Genomic DNA, 14,992 nt, shown 5'->3' with positions numbered 1-14,992 from the left:
GCGGGGCAGGGCACCCGCGGGCACCCTTTCTTCGACGCTATCTGTTTTGGGCGAAAAAAGTAAGCATGCTGATTAAAAGCTTGTGGCCGCCGTCGGCTGCTCATAGCGTAGGAAGGGACCAAGGGAAGACCACGCGAAAGAGGAACGCCATGTCGTTGTACCAGCCGGAACCGGTCGAGATCTCCACCCGCATGCGTCCGGGTGAATGGACGGAAGAAAGCCTGGCGGAACTGGTCAGCACCTACCGCACGCGCGTCGGGGAAATGGGGGCGCCGGCCACAGAGGTGGCCACCGACATCGAGCGGAACGACGACGGCTCGGTGAAGGTGGTGGTGTCGTGGACAAAGCCCGCCATCGCCGGCGACGAGGATTCCGTGCCGGGCGGGCAGCCACTGTAGGCCGGTCAGCCTTCCTAGCGGTGCGGCTGCAGCGCAAGCAGCCGGCCGATGGCGCTTGAGCCCAGGTTCTGCAGCAACTGGCGCGGCCCGTCGAAGACCTCAACGGCACCCGCTTCGCGGAGTTGTGCCGCCTGGATTCCACCGCAGGTAAGTCCGATGGCAGGAATGCCCAGCGCGCCCGCCGCCTTCATGTCCCATACAGCGTCGCCCACGTAAACGGCATTGGCAGCCTCGACACCCACGGCCTCCAGGGCGGCTTCCAGGATGTCCGGTGCAGGCTTGCTCTCATCCGCGTCGTTGGCGCTGGTGGCGGCATCAATGAAGGAGTCGGCGTCCAGCACGGAGCGCATGACCTGCAGGTCCCTTTCCCGCGCCGAGGACGCCAGGGCCACGGCCAGGCCTCCGGCATGGCACTGGCCCAGCAGGTCCTTGGCGCCATCAAGGGTGCGGAGCGAGGGCCAGTGCGAGGCATACAGCGCGCCATGGCTGGCCATGATGTCCTCATCCTCATCCCGGTTCCGGCCATCCGGAAGGAGGGTGTCCACCAGCCGGGCGCCGCCCATGCCCACGAGCTGGTGGATGGCTGCCATGGGGACGTCGTGGCCATACTGGCGGAAGGCATTCCACCAGGCGATGGTATGGATGTACGACGAGTCGATCAGCGTACCGTCGACGTCAAACAGGACCCCCCGGCGGGGGCCGCCAGGGGGTGTGGTGGATTCGGCCATCAGCCCACCGCTGCCCGTCGGGCGCCGGGGGCCTTTTTCAGCTTGGCCGCTTCCTCCTTGGGAGAACTGACCGGCCGGACGCGTTCCCGGATGACGGATCCGGCGCCGTCCAGGCTCTTGTCCCGGATCAGGCCCGTGCCGGCAATTTCCCGGGCCATCGCAACGCCCGCCACAGCGGCCCGCTTGGTGGGGAAGGTAACCGAGATGGCCATCAGGTTCCCGCTTCCGTCCATCATCCTGATCCGGTAACCGCCGTCAGGGGCATCCACGAGTTCAAAAAATCCGGCCATAACTATCACTCCTCCGTCAATCACGGCACTGTGCTTGGGAGCACTCCATGAGGTGTTAGTAAGTATACTTATCTATCCTGCGAAGGAGAAGTTCCAGCCCCGTCCGCGCCGCCTCAGCGCGTATCCGCCTGTGCAGACGGAAGGGGGGTGTCACTGCGCCGAACCGTATCCTGATGAAGCTCCAGGGCGCTAGTCACAAGGGCGAAGTGGCTGAATGCCTGCGGTGTGTTACCCAGTTGGCGCCCGGCTTTCACCGCCCACTCCTCGCTCAGGAGCCCCACGTCGTTGCGCAGTTCCAGCAGGCGTTCGAAGAGCTCGCGCGATTCCTCGTGGCGCCCCGCCCCCAGGAGCGCCTCCACCATCCAGAATGAGCACGCCAGGAAGACGCCCTCGTCACCCGGCAGGCCGTCGTCGCTCTCTTCCGGCTTGTACCGCAGCACGAAACCGTCCTGGGTCAGCTCCCGCTGAATGGCGTCGATGGTTCCTATGATCTTGGGGTCGTCGTTCGGCAGGAAACCCACCCTGGGAATCAGCAGCAGGCTGGCATCGAGCTCCGGCCGGCCGTAGGACTGCACAAACGTATTGCGCCTGGCATCGAACCCGTTGGCCATGATGTCCCCGCGGATCTGCTCCCGCAGCGCCTCCCAGCGCTCCACCGGGCCCGGCAGCCCGGACTCCCGCACGCCCTTCACCATCCGGTCCGCGGCCACCCACGCCATGACCTTGGAGTGGGTGAAGTGCCGGCGCGGCCCCCGCATCTCCCAGAGCCCGTTGTCCGGCTGGTCCCAGATGGTTTCCAGGTGCTCCATCAGGGCGATCTGCACGTCCCAGGCCTCATCCGTGTGCTTCAGCAGCGAGTTCCGGGTCAGCGCGAGGCAGTCAAGGACCTCGCCCCACACATCCAGCTGGAACTGTTCCGCAGCCGCGTTTCCGATCCGCACAGGTGACGAGTTTTCGTAGCCCTTCAGCCAGGGCAGCTCCATCTCGGGCAGCCGCCGCTCGCCATGGATTCCGTACATGATCTGCAGGTCGGCGGGGTCGCCGGCCACGGCCCGGAGCAGCCAGTCCCGCCAGGCGGCCGCCTCGGCGGTGTATCCGGCGGCCAGCAGGGCCTGCAGGGTCATGGCGGCATCCCGCAGCCAGCAGTAGCGGTAGTCCCAGTTCCGCTGGCCGCCCGGCTGCTCCGGAAGGGATGTGGTGACGGCGGCGACGATGCCCCCGGTGGGGGCATAGGTGAGCGCCTTGAGCGTCACCAGGGATCGGACCACCGCGTCCTGGTATTTTCCCTTGACGGTGCACTGCGAGGACCAGCCCCGCCAGAATGCGTAGGTGCTGTCAAGGACGTCCTCGGCATCAACACTGACCGGCCGGCCCACATGGCTTGGTGCCCAGGTGAGCACGAACGGCACCTTGTCGCCGGCGCTCACGGTGAAGTCGCTGATGGTGTGCATGTTCTCGCCGTGCAGGGGCGCAGGGGTGACCAGGTAGACGGCGTCCGGGCCGGCAATGGCGTGCAGCCCGCGCTTGTCCTTGCGGACCCATGGCACGATGTGGCCGTAGTCGAACCTCAGGACCAGCTCCCCGTGCATCTTGACTGTGCCGCTGATGCCCTCCACGATGCGGACAATGTCAGCAACGGAATCCCTGGGCGGCATGAAGTCCGTGACCCGCACCGTTCCGTCCGGCGTCTCCCACTCCGTATCCAGCACCAGGCTTCCGTCGCGGTAGCTCCGCCGGGTGCACTGTCCGCCGCCCTCCGGCGCCAGCAGCCAGCGCCCCGAGTCAGGGGTGTCCAGCAGCGCGTTGAAGCACGCCGGGGAATCGAACCGCGGGAGGCAGAGCCAGTCAATGGAGCCTTCCTTACTGACCAGCGCCCCTGTTTGAAGGTCGCCAACTACCGCATAGTCTTCGATTCGCGCCATGACATTACCCTGCCACACAGGGCTCCGAAGGGAAGGGGAATGTGCAGGTGTAGCCTGAGGCAAATGGCTATCCGCATCGGCACCTCCGGCTGGAGCTACGACCACTGGGAGAACGTCCTGTACCCGCCCGGGCTGCCCGTCCGGGACAGGCTCCAGTGCTACGTCGCCAGGTTCAGCACGGTTGAACTGAACGCCAGCTTCTACCGGTGGCCCAGGGACACCACCTTCGCAGGCTGGAACAGGCGCCTCCCGCCCGGATTCAGCATGTCCGTCAAGGCACCCCGCGGGCTGACCCACGCACGCAAGCTCTATTCACCGGAGGTGTGGATTGAGCGCATCACCAGGTGCTGGCATGAGCTGGGGGACAAACGGGCCGTGCTCTTGGTCCAGCTGCCGCCGCAGCTGGAGCGCGACGACGCCCGGCTGGATTATTTCCTGGCCGCGCTCCCCTCCTGGATCAGGGTGGCCGTGGAGTTCAGGCACCCCAGCTGGGATTGCCCCGAAGTGTTCGCCCTGCTGGAGCGGCACCAGGCGGCCTACTGCATCATGAGCGGCGCCAACCTCCCCTGCATCCTGCGCACCACCGCGCCGTTCGCCTACGTCCGGCTTCACGGGCCGGATCACGAGCACCTGTACGGCGGCTCCTACTCGGACGCCGACATGCACTGGTGGGCAGACCGGATCCGCGAGTGGGACGGCGCGGGCATCGACGTGTACGCCTACTTCAACAACGACGGCGGCGGGAACGCTGTGCGGAACGCCGAGACCCTGCGGGCTTTCCTGGGCGTCAGCTGATGCCTGCTGCCGCCCTGTGGCAGAGTTAGGGCATGGACACGGCTCCGCAGAACCCAGCCCCGGACACGGCACACACACCGCGGCAGAACAAAAAAGGCCAGTACGCACTGTCGGGAAGCCAGTTCTTCCGGCTGGCGCACAGGCTCTCTGATGCGGTCAACGATGTCCGGATCACCCTCGCCAAACGGTGGGACTTCGTGCCCCAAACCATCGCCTACCAGGGCTACGGTTCCACCACCCGGGTACGGGTGCTGGGGCGGGTGCTGCTGACCCAGAAGCCGTTGCCGGGGAGCAAAGCCGAGCACGAAGCGAAAAACGGGAACCAGAACATCCGGGGCTGGCGCGCCTTCACCGGGGTGCCGCTGCAGTTTACCGACGTCGAAATCACCGTCGGCGACGTGGTCACCCACGTCACGGCGGACCGGGGCGGACTCATCGACACCGAGGTGGATGTCCAGCTGTCCCCCGGCTGGCATACGGCAGTCCTGCGCGCCGAGGGAACCGAGCCGGCGGAAGCACTGATCCAGGTCATCGCGCCCGGGGTGCAATTCGGCATCGTCTCCGACATTGACGACACCGTCATGGTGACCGCCCTGCCCCGGCCGTTCCTGGCGCTGTGGAACACCTTCGTGCTCAGCGAACGGGCGCGCATGGCCACGCCGGGAATGGCCGTGCTGCTGGACCGGCTGACCATTGAGCACCCCGAGGCTCCGGTCATCTACCTGTCCACCGGCCCCTGGAACGCCGCCCCCACGCTGGGGCGCTTCCTGACCCGCAACATGTACCCCAAGGGCGCGCTGCTGTTGACGGACTGGGGCCTCACCCAGGACCGCTGGTTCCGCAGCGGCCAGGACCACAAGCACCGCAACCTGGAGCGGCTTGCCGAGGAATTCCCGGACATGCGGTGGCTCCTGATCGGCGACAACGGCCAGCATGATGAGGCCATCTACTCCGCCTTCGCCGCCGGGAACCCGGAAAAGGTTGCGGCCATCGCCATCCGGCAGCTGTCCGTCAGCGAATCGGTCTTCGCCGGCGGCCACTCCGAGGACGGCGACCACACCACCTCCCGGGTGCCGTGGATCTACTCCCCGGACGGCGCCGGCATCGCCAAGCAGCTCGCCATGCTGGACCTGCTCCGGGGCTGACCATTCCGGGGCCGGCCCCGTTGCGTCCTACGCCCCGGCACCCAGGGGTGCGCCGTCGTCGGGCGCTTCATTGCCCAACAGCTCCCCGTTGTCGAGCAAATCCCCACTGTCCAGCAAATCCCCGCTGTCCAGTAAATCCTCACGGTCCAGCACATCCCCACTGCCGAGCAGATCCGGAACCACGGCCTGGGCGATGGTGGCGTCAGCAGCGGCAGCCAGGTCACGTTCCTCGATGAGCTCCTGGTACCAGAAGTAGGATGCCTTGGGCGTGCGGTCCAGTGTTTCAAAGTCGACGTGCAGCAGGCCAAAGGGCTGCTTGTAGCCGGCGGACCACTCGAAGTTGTCCAGGAAGGACCACACGTAGTAGCCACGCAGGTCAACGGACTCTGCCACGCCGCCGGGGGCCGTGGCCCGCAGTGCGGTTTCAAGGTGGTCGGAGATGTACTTCAGCCGCCGCTCGTCCGGGATGAACCGGGTGTTGGTGGACTTGTCCCGGACGATGATGTCCTCGAAGCTGGCGCCGCCTTCGGTGATGATCACCGGCGGCAGGTTGGGATACCGATCCGCCATCTCCTTCAGGGCCACGGCCATGTACTCCGGCTTGACCGGCCACCCGTAGGCGGTGATGTCCGCTTCCGGCCAGGCTTCCACGTGGAATGGCGTGGCACCGCTGCCCGTGGCGTTGAGGTCGCTGCCCATAGCTTCCGCCATGCTTGACGGCACTGTACCGCTGCCTGGCCCCGCCGCCACCTTGGTGGGCATGTAGTAGTTGAGCCCGTAGAAGTCCAGGGGCTGGGAAATGATCTCCATGTCCTCGTCGGGGTGTTCAAAGGAGCTGAAGAACTTTGCGGCGCGGATCAGGTCGGGGTATTTGCCCGTCAGGACCGGGTCCGCGTAGAGCCGGTTCTGGCCCAGGTCCATAACCCCGGCGCTGATCTTGTCCAGCGGGTTGATCGAGTTCGGCACCATGGGCGAGTAGACGTTGGTCATCCCGATTTCGCCCGGCACCTTGGCAGCGCGCAGGGCCTGGACGGCGAGCCCGTGGCCCAGCAGCTGGTGGTGGACGGTGGGGAAGGCGCCCAGGGCCAGCTCCTTGCCGGGTGAGTGCAGGCCGAATGCATAGCCATTCGCGCTCACGGTGGCCGGTTCGTTGATGGTGACCCAGCGTGCCACCCGGTCCCCGAACGACTCAGCCACGATCGCGGCGTACTCCCCCAGCCGGTAGGCGGTGTCCCGGTTCATCCAGCCGCCTGCTTCATCCAGTTCCAGGGGCGTGTCCCAGTGGTAGATGGTGGCCATGGGCGAGATGCCGTTGGCCAGGAGATCGTCCAGGAGCCGGTCATAGAACGCCAGCCCTGCGCGGTTGGCCGGCCCGGTCCCGCCGGGCTGGATGCGCGGCCAGGAGAAGGAGAACCGGTAGGAATCGACGCCCAGCTGCTTCAGGAGGGCCACGTCCTGCGGCATCCGGTGGTAATGGTCCGTGGCCACGACGGGGCTGTGGTCCTCCACGATGGCGCCGGGCCTGGCCGCGAACCTGTCCCACCCCGAGGGCCCGCGGCCATCCTCATCCAGCGCCCCTTCAATCTGGAATGCTGCGGTTGCGACGCCAAGCGTGAACCCCGGGGGGATGAGCGCTGCGAGGTCCTTGGCGGTGATGTGCATTGGGGTCCAGCCTTTTGGTCACGGTGGTTTGGGTACGTCCCAGAATGTCACAGCGCAGGACGGCTGACGAGCAGCAACTCCGCGGCGGGCACCGGCGGCTACTGTGAACCGAAAAGGAACTCCTTGGCGTGCGCCACTGCCTTGCGGAAGGCGTCGTTGCGCAGGGTCACCAGGTGCTCGGAATCGCCGTCGGACGGTTCCAGGTAGCCGGTGTACCCGGGCCGCAGGACCCAGATGTCCCCCGCCGGGGGCAGGTAGAACACGCCGAAGGAACGCTGCTGCCTCTCTTCGGCCGTCCAGACCGGGACCACCGCCAAGGCCGCACCGGTGGCAGGGTTGATCCACTGCGCGCGCGGCAGCGGCTGTTCGTGCGCCTCGGGGTCCAGGAAGGGCGCGGTTCCCGGACCCCAGCGCTGCTCAAAGCGCTCATGGAATGCGGGAATGAGGTGTGAATCGTAGCGCCGCCAGTCGCTCATGCAGCTTTCCGCCTCCTTGGATGAATGGCACTGCGTTGGTTGGTTTTCCGGGGTTCAGGGCCCGCTTCAGGGCCGGATTCAGGACCAGCTTTAGGGCCGGGGCCGTTTTCAGGCCCAGGGCCCGCTCTCCCACCGCACGGGGGTGACACGGATGGGAGGCCCGGACGGGCCGCCGGTGCTGCGGACTTTGCGGACCGGAACGATGGTGGGCACCGCCGCCGTCAGCCTCCGGTCGTACTCGGCCCGGCGCCCGGGGTCACGCAGCACGTTGAACGCCTGCATGATCCTCAGGAGTTCGTCACGCTGCCCGGGGTTGCGCGCCACCGCCGGCTGGCTCCCCCCTGGCTGATTGTTCCCGTCCGCCTGCGCGCCGTCCATGTCCGGATGGTGGCTGCGCATGAGGGCCCGGTACGCATGGGATATTTCCTGCCGGGTGGCATCCCGGCCCACGCCGAGGATGGTGTAGTAATCGGGGACGTCATTCATGCCAGCCTCCTGCTCCGCCGGTGCCCCTGCCGGGCCGGCAGGGGCACGCGAAGGAAAGCCCTACGTGTTGATCTGCTGCATCCCGCCCTGCTGGGTCTGGATTTCGATCCTGCGCGGCTTGGCCTGTTCTGCAACCGGTATCCGCAGGGTCAGGACGCCCTGGTCGTAGCTGGCCTTGATCTTGTCGGTGTCCAGGGTGTCACCCAGGATCAGCTGGCGGCTGAACACGCCGCGGGGACGCTCAGAGGCCACCAGTTCCACATTGGGCTGCGTGGGGTCCTGGCGCTCGGCCCGCACAGTCAGGACGTTTCGCTCGACGTTCAGGTCCAGCGAATCCACCTTCACTCCGGGAAGGTCGAACGCCACCACGAACTCGCCGTCCTCCTGCCAGGCGTCCATGGGCATGGCGGCCGGACGGGCGGCAGTCCCAAAGACCTGCTGCGTGAGCCGGTCCAGCTCACGGAACGGGTCCGTACGCATCAACATCATTTCCCACTCCTTCAGCTTCCAAGTGTTGATCTGCGTCTGCTCCACCATCACCTAATCTATGGTGGTGGATATAGATTTTTTATAGCACTCGTGGGAAACTGAAGCAAGACACGGGCCGCAGCGATTTTTGGGAGTACACATGGCAGAACCTGATGCGGGACGGCCTGCGCGCTCCGCCGGCTCACGGGCCCTGTACGCCATCTCGGTGGCCGCGGAGCTCACGGGAACCGGGCAGCAGAACATCAGGCTGTACGAAACCAAGGGGCTGCTGACGCCATCGAGGACGGCAGGCGGCACCCGCCAATACAGCGATGACGACATTGCCGTACTGCAGCGGATCGGCGAGCTCCTCGAGGAGGGGCTGAACCTGGCAGGCGTTGCCAAGGTCCTGGAGCTGGAGGCGGCGAATGTGAAATTGCACAGGGCCCTGAAGCGCGCCAGGTCCCGGCCGCAGTGATGCAGCCGGGACCTGGCTGCAGCGAATCAGCCGAGCGACGCAACCGGAATCAAGCAGCCGCGGTGACGCAACTGCAGTGAATTAGCCTGCCGGGGAGGGCGTTACTCCCGGGCGGATTCTTCCTTCGACAGCTCTCCCGTGACCGGCTCCCCGGGGATTCGCGCTGTCCGCCAGGTGTCCAGCGCGATGACTCCGCCCAGGATGAGCAGCGAGAGGGAAAACGATGCAAGGGTGTCGGTGGGCCAGTGGTAGCCCAGGTAGAGCCGGCTGGCGATGGCGAGGATGATTCCGATTCCGGCCCCGATGAAACCGAACACCGCTGAGCGCGGGTTCCGGCGCCGGGAGAAGATCAGGTAGGCGCCCACCAGCAGGAAGTCGCAGGCTCCCAGGACGTGCCCGGACGGGTACGAGAAGGTCTGGTCCGCACCGAACAGCATCTGGTCAACGGGAGGCCGCGAGCGCTGGACGATGTGCAGGATGATCTGGGAGATGATCACCCCGGTCAGCATCGCGGACGCCAGCAGGATGGGGCGCCAGGCGTGTTTGGCCGCGAAGCCCCAGACGAGGATCACCACCAGCACGATGATGGGCAGGGCGATGGGGCCGAAGAACACGGCCAGGAAGATCATGAACGCGGTAAGTGCCCCTGAACGGGTTGTCAGCAGCCAGTCGTGCACCGGCTGGTCTGCAACGGTAAGGCCGACGCCCTGCACCACGCTGATCAGCGTGGCGATAAAGAGTGCCAGCCCCACCACCGCCAGGATGACCGATGCACGGTAAAGGCGGCGCCGGTCGGCAGGATCGATGTAGCGCTCCTCCACCACGAACTTCTCATGGAAGGTGTGCCACCTGCCCGAGTTTCTCTGCGTGACTGCGGAACCTGCTGATTTTTGTGCCAATGTGCTGCCCGTCCCTGCGCCCTGTTGAATGCACGCCATGTATACGTGTTGTTGAATGCCTAGGCTGAAGATTATCCCCATGATTGGCCATTCACTCCATCACCGGGTCACCGGCCATGGCGCCGGCCCCGGCCAGGTAAGGCGCCAGGGCAGTCGCCATGGCCGGCGGCAGGGCCGGTCCGGGCGACTAGTACGACCCGGTGGTGAACTGCCAGCTCCGGCCGGCCAGCGGATTGCCGGCGAGATCGCGGATCCCGGCGGCCCCTCCAATCAGGGTCACCGTATACCGGGCCTTGGCGGCCAGGGGTTCCTGGGGATCGAGGATCCACTGGTTGGTGGTGCCGTTCCGGTAGACGGCGGCTGCCACCAAGGCACCGGTGGAAGCGTTCTTCAAAGTGAAGGTGGTGGTGCCAGCGCCCTGGACGGCTTCGCTGAAGGTGGCGCTGACGTTGCTGTTCCTGCGGACCAGGAGCGCGTTGCTGCCCGGGGTGTAGCTGGTGAGGGTGGGCGCGGGGCCGGTGGTGAAACTCCAGCTGGTGGTGGCCAGTGGCGTGCCTGCCGTGTCGCGGATGGCAGAGGTTCCGCCGGCCAGGGTGGCCGTGTAGGTGGTGTCCGCGGCGAGGCTTGCGGCCGGGTCAAGGGTGGCGGTCCTGGTGGTGGCGTTGTACGTGACGGTGGCAGCAATGCTGGCCCCTGCGGCGTTTTTGAGCACGAAGGTCGTAGCGGACACGCCCTGGACGGCGGCGCTGAAGGTGGCCGCCACGTTCGTGCCCGCGGCCACGGCGGTGGCCTTGGCGGCCGGCGAAACCGAGGTGACGGTCGGGGCAGGAGCAGGGGCAGGAGCCGTGGCGTCCGCACCGGTAAACAGCAGGCGGTTCGGGGTACCCGCGGTGGCGCCGGTGACCATCCCGGAGGTGGCATTGGCTGCCAGTGCCGCGGCCACGTCCGCCGGTGCCAGGGCGGGGTTCTGCGAGAGCAGCAGGGCTGCGGCGCCGGCGGTGTGCGGAGCCGCCATGGACGTTCCGGACATGGACGCCGTGGCCGTGGTGGAGGTGTAGTAGTCGGAGGTGATGCCGACGCCGGGAGCATACAGGTCAACACAGGACCCAAAGTTGGAGAACGATGCCTGCTTGTCGGTTGCATCGCTGGCCGCCACGGTGACGGCGCCGGGCACGCGGGCAGGTGAGCCCGTGCAGGCGTCCACAGCGGAGTTGCCCGCGGCCACCACGGTGGTGACGCCGTCAGCCAGGACGGCCTGGACGGCGCTGTCCACCGTGCTGCTGGCCGCTCCACCCAGGCTGAGGTTGGCCACGGCCGGTGTTCCGGCTGCATGGTTTGCGGTGATCCAGTCCAGGCCGGCCACCACGTCCGAGTTGTAGCCCGACCCGCTGCAGTCCAGCACCCTGACCGGCACCAGGGTGGCGCTCTTGGCGACGCCGTACGTGGACCCTGCCACCGTTCCGGCTACGTGGGTGCCGTGGCCGTTGCAGTCAGTGGTGCCGTTGCCATCCGCCACGGCGGTCCAGCCCGCCGCCACCCGGCCGCCAAAGTCGCTGTGCGAGGCCAGGATGCCGGTGTCCACCACGTAGGCCGTCACACCGGCGCCGGACCCGGTCCACGAGTAGCTGCCGGAGAGCGGCAACGCCCGTTGGTCGGCACGGTCCAGGCCCCAGGGGGCCGGCTGCTCGTTCCCGGAAACCGTGAGGGGGGCGTCCGGTTCCACCGACAGCACCTTCCCCGACCTGGCAAGGGCTGCCGCCTGGGCGGGGGTTGCGGTGACAACGGCGCCATGGATTGCGTGCTCAAACGTGCGGCCGACGGCGAGGCCCTGGCCGCGCAGTCCGGCCGTCTCTGAGGCGACGTCCGCAGTGGGGGCGTACTGGACGATGTAGCGTCCGGTTGCGGCGGCGGTGGGTTGGACAGTGACAGCAGCCGCGACGGGAACGGCGGCGGCGGGCAGGGCTGCCGTGGAAAGGACGACGGCGGAGAGCATCGCCGTGAGCGCAGGCAGCACGAAGAAACGGGTACGCATGTGGGGGTCCTTGCGGTGGCGGTTGGCGGTACCAAAAGGATAGGAGCCGGAAGCGCACGGCTCCCGGCTCCTTGGATGATCCTGTGCCAACCTTCGGCGTTTCCTGCGGCCCGGTTACTGCAGGCCCGGCTTTAGCCCTGGGCTCCTCCAGCACCGGAGCCGGCTGCTGCATGGTTCCGCCAGCTGTGCTCGGGCTCGAAGCCCAGCAGCCGCCGTGCCTTGTCGATGGAAAGCATCGTTTCGTGTTCGCCCAGTTCCTTGGTGACCTTGACGCCGGGGAACACCTCAGCTGCGAGGCCGGCGCTTGACCGGCTCATGACGGTATCGGCATTGGCAATGATGAAGGCCTCGAATCCTGGCTTGGCGTTCTCCAGCGCCCGCGCCACGGCCTGCGCGCCGTCCCTGCCGTCGATGTAGCCCCACAGGTTCCACTTCCGCAGCATCGCGTCCCCATCGAAGGAGGGGAACTTTTCGTAGTCGGCCTCGTCCATCACGTTGGAGAACCGCAGCCCCGTAATGCTCAGCTCCGGGTCCCACCGCGTCATCTCCACGGCCATCTGCTCCTCCAGCGTCTTCACCAGGGAGTAGGTGCTTTCCGGCCGCGGCGGGTATTCCTCGTCCACCGGGATGTAGGGCGGGTCGATGTCGAACGGCAGCCCCAGCACGGTCTCGCTGGACGCGTACACCACCTTCTTGATGCCGGCGCGCCGCGCGGCCTGGAAGACGTTGTAGGTGGACAGCATGTTGTTCTCGAACGTGGCGGCGTCCGGAAGGATGCCCGGGGCGGGAATGGCTCCCAGGTGCACCACGGCGTCGAACCCGTCATGCCGGTCATCAACCCCCAGCAGCGCGTCCACCACCTGCCCGTAATTGCGCAGGTCCACTACCAGGAGCCCCGGGCTGCGCTCGCCAGCGCGGTCCAGGGTGAGGACCTGGTGGCCATCGTCGGTGAGCCGGCGCACCACGTGCCGCCCCAGTTTTCCGTTTCCGCCTGTAACGGCAATTCTCATCAGTGTTTCCTTCTGTTGGAGTGCGTTCACCGTGCGGTGTTTCGGTCAGGACGGGGGCCGCGGGGCTGCGAGGAACTGTTCGACGGCGGCGATTGCCACTGCGGTGATCCCGCCTTGATCGCCGCTGCCGTTGACGGACACCAGGATGCCCCGGCCCGCGTACACCGAGACTACTTCATGGGTCTGGCGGTGGTAGAGGTCCAGGCGGCGCCGGAAGACATCGATGGTGTCGTCCGTGCGGCCCTGTTCCGCAGCGCGGCGCTGCATCCGCTCCTCCAGTTCGGCGTCCGGCGCCTGCAGTTCGATGACGGCGTCCAGCGCATGGCCCTGGGCCGCGAGCATGGCATCCAGTTCGGCGGCCTGCGGCGCCGTGCGGGGGTAGCCGTCCAGCAGGAACCCGTGCCTCGCGTCGCCTTCAAGGAGCCGGTCCTTGACCAGTGCGTTGGTTAGGTGGTCAGGTACGAAGTGGCCGCCGTCCAAATACTGCGCAGCCTGGTTCCCCAGGTCTGTCTTCCGGCTTACGTTGCTCCGGAAGATGTCGCCGGTGGACACGGCAGGGACCTGGAAATGGCGCGCCAGGTGTTCGGCCTGGGTTCCCTTGCCGGAGCCCGGTGGGCCGATGATGAGAAGCCTGGTCATGTTCCTGTCCTTCCGCGGCGGGACCACAGTCAACGGGCCGGCAGAGGCAGCACCGGCTCCCGCTTCATTGTGCCGGTTGGTCCTTGCCCGGCGCCAGCAAGCGCTGTCGCGGCCCGGAAGCATATGGGCTTCGCCCCGGCCGGGGATGTATATACTCTGGTTATCGGTTTAGCAGCAGGCCGTTGGAAAGTTCGTCGATCCAGCGACCATCACCGGTTCCCCGCCCTGTTGCGGGGTGCTTGTGTGTTGCAGGCTCGTTTTGACCTGAACGAATGGCACCAGAAAACCGTGGCCAGCGAGTCAACAGCAAAAACCGATACATCCATCACAGAGCACCTGCATGAACTGGTCCTCAACAGCTCCGATGTTGAGGACTTCCTCAATGAACTGGCACAGGTGTCCGCGCGTAACCTCTCGGAGCCAGGCGATGAGATGCTATGCGCCATCACCCTGCTCCGGCAGCGGAAAACCGCCACCGTAGCCAGCAGCAGCCGGGAAGCAAAGTCCATCGGACGCCTTGAGCACAGCTTCGCCGAGACCCCCAGCCTGACGGCATTCACCGTCCAGGAGACAGTCCACGCTCCGGACCTCGAAGGGGACGGCCGCTGGCCGGAATACTCCACGGCAGTTGTGGCACGGGGAGTCAGGTCGGTCGCGGCTCTTCCCTTCCGGCTTGAAGGCGAAACCAAGGCAGCGCTGCTGCTGTACTCCGGCCGGGCCCACCGCTTTGAAGGCCGTGTGCTCAAGTTCGCCGAAGATTTCGTCAGCCAGACCTCGCTGGCACTCCGCCTTGCAGTGCGCTTTGCGCATTACAGCGAGACGGCGGCGAACCTCCGTGCCACGCTGGAGTCCCGCACGGTCATCGATATGGCGGTGGGCATCATCATGGCCCAGAACCGATGCAGCCAGCAGGACGCTTTTGCCATCCTGAAGACCGCGTCGAGCACCCGCAACACCAAGCTGCACGATGTTGCTGCTGCCGTGGTGAATGCCCTGGGCCAGGGCCCGGCGCGCACCCATTACGACGGCTAGGGCGCCGGTCTGCGCCAACGTGTCCTGCCACCAGTAGACTGGTGCCAACTTTTCGCCGGGGGGCTCAAATGGAACAGCAGCGTGTTTGCCTTGTCGTGGAGGATGACGACGACATCCGGGGCCTGATCTCGGTGGTCCTGTCCCGCGCGGGGTTCAAGGTCACCGCGGTGGGAACAGGGGCGGAGGGCATCGCCGCGGCGTCTGATCCCGCCATCGCCCTGGTCACCCTGGACCTTGGGCTTCCCGACATGGACGGGCACGTGGTGGCCCGCGCCATCCGCGTCCTCACCACCGCACCCTTGCTCTTCCTGACGGCCCGCTCCGAGGAAGACGACGTGCTGGCCGGCATGGCGTCAGGGGCTGCCGGCTACCTCACCAAACCTTTCCATCCGAAGGAACTGAAGGCCCTTGCCGGGCAGCTGTGCCCGGCGGCGGCTGTTTCACAGGAGCCCCAGATACCGGGCAAATCCCACTGCTGAGCCGGCCGCCGGGAATCGAGCCGTAACTCCCGGCAGCCCCCGGCAGCGGTGAC

17 protein-coding genes are annotated in these 14,992 nt (G+C 66.6%); 6 read left to right on the top strand and 11 right to left on the bottom strand.

The annotated features are described in order from the left end of the window. Positions 1-149 precede the first annotated feature (149 nt). Positions 150-398: a hypothetical protein gene (locus BACI349Y_RS03845; RefSeq protein WP_159630625.1), complete on the top strand. Its 249-nt coding sequence runs from the start codon at positions 150-152 to the stop codon at positions 396-398. A 14-nt stretch (positions 399-412) separates the two neighbouring features. On the opposite strand, the gene BACI349Y_RS03840 is transcribed toward BACI349Y_RS03845, so the two are convergent. The 3 genes from BACI349Y_RS03840 to BACI349Y_RS03830 all read right to left on the bottom strand — a co-directional run bounded on the left by BACI349Y_RS03840 (position 413) and on the right by BACI349Y_RS03830 (position 3,338). Further along, positions 413-1,126: an HAD family hydrolase gene (locus tag BACI349Y_RS03840; RefSeq protein ID WP_159630623.1), complete on the bottom strand. Its 714-nt coding sequence runs from the start codon at positions 1,124-1,126 to the stop codon at positions 413-415. Beyond that, the gene (locus BACI349Y_RS03835) at positions 1,126-1,416 is read right to left on the bottom strand and encodes a ribosomal protein L7/L12 (protein WP_141159327.1); all 291 of its coding nucleotides are present in this window, start codon (positions 1,414-1,416) and stop codon (positions 1,126-1,128) included. The genes BACI349Y_RS03840 and BACI349Y_RS03835 overlap by 1 nt, the downstream gene beginning before the upstream one ends. Before the next feature lie 113 nt (positions 1,417-1,529). Further along, the gene (locus tag BACI349Y_RS03830; protein ID WP_159630621.1) at positions 1,530-3,338 is read right to left on the bottom strand and encodes a glycoside hydrolase family 15 protein; all 1,809 of its coding nucleotides are present in this window, start codon (positions 3,336-3,338) and stop codon (positions 1,530-1,532) included. Between the two features lie 63 nt (positions 3,339-3,401). On the opposite strand from BACI349Y_RS03830, the gene BACI349Y_RS03825 reads away from it, so the two are divergent. Both BACI349Y_RS03825 and BACI349Y_RS03820 read left to right on the top strand, forming a co-directional pair. Beyond that, positions 3,402-4,133, top strand: a complete 732-nt coding sequence (locus tag BACI349Y_RS03825; RefSeq protein ID WP_159630619.1) for a DUF72 domain-containing protein — start codon at positions 3,402-3,404, stop codon at positions 4,131-4,133. A gap of 32 nt (positions 4,134-4,165) precedes the next feature. Then, positions 4,166-5,278 (top strand): App1 family protein, encoded by a 1,113-nt coding sequence (locus BACI349Y_RS03820; RefSeq protein WP_236560714.1) that lies wholly within the window; start codon positions 4,166-4,168, stop codon positions 5,276-5,278. Positions 5,279-5,305: 27 nt separating this feature from the next. On the opposite strand, the gene BACI349Y_RS03815 is transcribed toward BACI349Y_RS03820, so the two are convergent. The 4 genes from BACI349Y_RS03815 to BACI349Y_RS03800 all read right to left on the bottom strand — a co-directional run bounded on the left by BACI349Y_RS03815 (position 5,306) and on the right by BACI349Y_RS03800 (position 8,388). Next, positions 5,306-6,940, bottom strand: coding sequence for a glycoside hydrolase family 1 protein (locus BACI349Y_RS03815; protein WP_159630617.1), 1,635 nt, complete (start codon positions 6,938-6,940; stop codon positions 5,306-5,308). Between the two features lie 98 nt (positions 6,941-7,038). Beyond that, a complete protein-coding gene (locus BACI349Y_RS03810) occupies positions 7,039-7,416 on the bottom strand; it encodes a hypothetical protein (protein WP_159630615.1) in 378 nt (125 codons plus the stop codon). Between the two features lie 108 nt (positions 7,417-7,524). Then, the gene (locus BACI349Y_RS03805; RefSeq protein ID WP_159630613.1) at positions 7,525-7,902 is read right to left on the bottom strand and encodes a J domain-containing protein; all 378 of its coding nucleotides are present in this window, start codon (positions 7,900-7,902) and stop codon (positions 7,525-7,527) included. Positions 7,903-7,962: 60 nt separating this feature from the next. Next, positions 7,963-8,388, bottom strand: a complete 426-nt coding sequence (locus BACI349Y_RS03800; RefSeq protein ID WP_159635154.1) for an Hsp20/alpha crystallin family protein — start codon at positions 8,386-8,388, stop codon at positions 7,963-7,965. A gap of 142 nt (positions 8,389-8,530) precedes the next feature. Here BACI349Y_RS03800 and BACI349Y_RS03795 point away from each other — a divergent pair, with 142 nt between their 5' ends. Beyond that, complete coding sequence (locus BACI349Y_RS03795) at positions 8,531-8,848, top strand: MerR family transcriptional regulator (protein WP_159630611.1); 318 nt, start codon at positions 8,531-8,533, stop codon at positions 8,846-8,848. Between the two features lie 101 nt (positions 8,849-8,949). Here BACI349Y_RS03795 and BACI349Y_RS03790 read toward each other — a convergent pair whose 3' ends face one another. The 4 genes from BACI349Y_RS03790 to BACI349Y_RS03775 all read right to left on the bottom strand — a co-directional run bounded on the left by BACI349Y_RS03790 (position 8,950) and on the right by BACI349Y_RS03775 (position 13,428). Beyond that, positions 8,950-9,747 carry a phosphatase PAP2 family protein gene (locus BACI349Y_RS03790; RefSeq protein WP_159630609.1) on the bottom strand — a complete coding sequence of 266 codons (798 nt, stop codon included), beginning with the start codon at positions 9,745-9,747 and terminating at the stop codon, positions 8,950-8,952. 187 nt (positions 9,748-9,934) lie between these two features. Further along, on the bottom strand, positions 9,935-11,779 hold the full coding sequence (locus BACI349Y_RS03785; protein WP_236560713.1) for a S8 family serine peptidase: 1,845 nt from the start codon (positions 11,777-11,779) through the stop codon (positions 9,935-9,937). A gap of 131 nt (positions 11,780-11,910) precedes the next feature. Next, positions 11,911-12,789, bottom strand: coding sequence for an NAD-dependent epimerase/dehydratase family protein (locus BACI349Y_RS03780; protein ID WP_159630607.1), 879 nt, complete (start codon positions 12,787-12,789; stop codon positions 11,911-11,913). Positions 12,790-12,834: 45 nt separating this feature from the next. Beyond that, a complete protein-coding gene (locus BACI349Y_RS03775; protein ID WP_159630605.1) occupies positions 12,835-13,428 on the bottom strand; it encodes an adenylate kinase in 594 nt (197 codons plus the stop codon). 288 nt (positions 13,429-13,716) lie between these two features. On the opposite strand from BACI349Y_RS03775, the gene BACI349Y_RS03770 reads away from it, so the two are divergent. Both BACI349Y_RS03770 and BACI349Y_RS03765 read left to right on the top strand, forming a co-directional pair. Further along, positions 13,717-14,460 carry a GAF and ANTAR domain-containing protein gene (locus tag BACI349Y_RS03770; protein WP_159630603.1) on the top strand — a complete coding sequence of 248 codons (744 nt, stop codon included), beginning with the start codon at positions 13,717-13,719 and terminating at the stop codon, positions 14,458-14,460. Between the two features lie 68 nt (positions 14,461-14,528). Then, positions 14,529-14,939: a response regulator transcription factor gene (locus tag BACI349Y_RS03765; protein ID WP_159630601.1), complete on the top strand. Its 411-nt coding sequence runs from the start codon at positions 14,529-14,531 to the stop codon at positions 14,937-14,939. The last annotated feature ends 53 nt before the right edge of the window (positions 14,940-14,992 follow it).

The organism is Arthrobacter sp. 8AJ (assembly GCF_902506025.1).
In the GTDB taxonomy this organism is placed as follows: domain Bacteria; phylum Actinomycetota; class Actinomycetes; order Actinomycetales; family Micrococcaceae; genus Arthrobacter.
This window is presented reverse-complemented; position numbering and strand designations above follow the sequence as displayed.

Bases quoted from the DNA above. Each gene is read 5' to 3' on its own strand.
- BACI349Y_RS03820 (WP_236560714.1), top strand. From the start codon at position 4,166: ATGGACACGGCTCCGCAGAACCCAGCCCCGGACACGGCACACACACCG.
- BACI349Y_RS03795 (WP_159630611.1), top strand. From the start codon at position 8,531: ATGGCAGAACCTGATGCGGGACGGCCTGCGCGCTCCGCCGGCTCACGG.
- BACI349Y_RS03780 (WP_159630607.1), bottom strand. From the start codon at position 12,789: ATGAGAATTGCCGTTACAGGCGGAAACGGAAAACTGGGGCGGCACGTG.
- BACI349Y_RS03815 (WP_159630617.1), bottom strand. From the start codon at position 6,940: ATGCACATCACCGCCAAGGACCTCGCAGCGCTCATCCCCCCGGGGTTC.
- BACI349Y_RS03785 (WP_236560713.1), bottom strand. From the start codon at position 11,779: ATGCGTACCCGTTTCTTCGTGCTGCCTGCGCTCACGGCGATGCTCTCC.
- BACI349Y_RS03835 (WP_141159327.1), bottom strand. From the start codon at position 1,416: ATGGCCGGATTTTTTGAACTCGTGGATGCCCCTGACGGCGGTTACCGG.
- BACI349Y_RS03810 (WP_159630615.1), bottom strand. From the start codon at position 7,416: ATGAGCGACTGGCGGCGCTACGATTCACACCTCATTCCCGCATTCCAT.
- BACI349Y_RS03825 (WP_159630619.1), top strand. From the start codon at position 3,402: ATGGCTATCCGCATCGGCACCTCCGGCTGGAGCTACGACCACTGGGAG.
- BACI349Y_RS03800 (WP_159635154.1), bottom strand. From the start codon at position 8,388: ATGTTGATGCGTACGGACCCGTTCCGTGAGCTGGACCGGCTCACGCAG.
- BACI349Y_RS03840 (WP_159630623.1), bottom strand. From the start codon at position 1,126: ATGGCCGAATCCACCACACCCCCTGGCGGCCCCCGCCGGGGGGTCCTG.
- BACI349Y_RS03830 (WP_159630621.1), bottom strand. From the start codon at position 3,338: ATGGCGCGAATCGAAGACTATGCGGTAGTTGGCGACCTTCAAACAGGG.
- BACI349Y_RS03765 (WP_159630601.1), top strand. From the start codon at position 14,529: ATGGAACAGCAGCGTGTTTGCCTTGTCGTGGAGGATGACGACGACATC.
- BACI349Y_RS03775 (WP_159630605.1), bottom strand. From the start codon at position 13,428: ATGACCAGGCTTCTCATCATCGGCCCACCGGGCTCCGGCAAGGGAACC.
- BACI349Y_RS03805 (WP_159630613.1), bottom strand. From the start codon at position 7,902: ATGAATGACGTCCCCGATTACTACACCATCCTCGGCGTGGGCCGGGAT.
- BACI349Y_RS03845 (WP_159630625.1), top strand. From the start codon at position 150: ATGTCGTTGTACCAGCCGGAACCGGTCGAGATCTCCACCCGCATGCGT.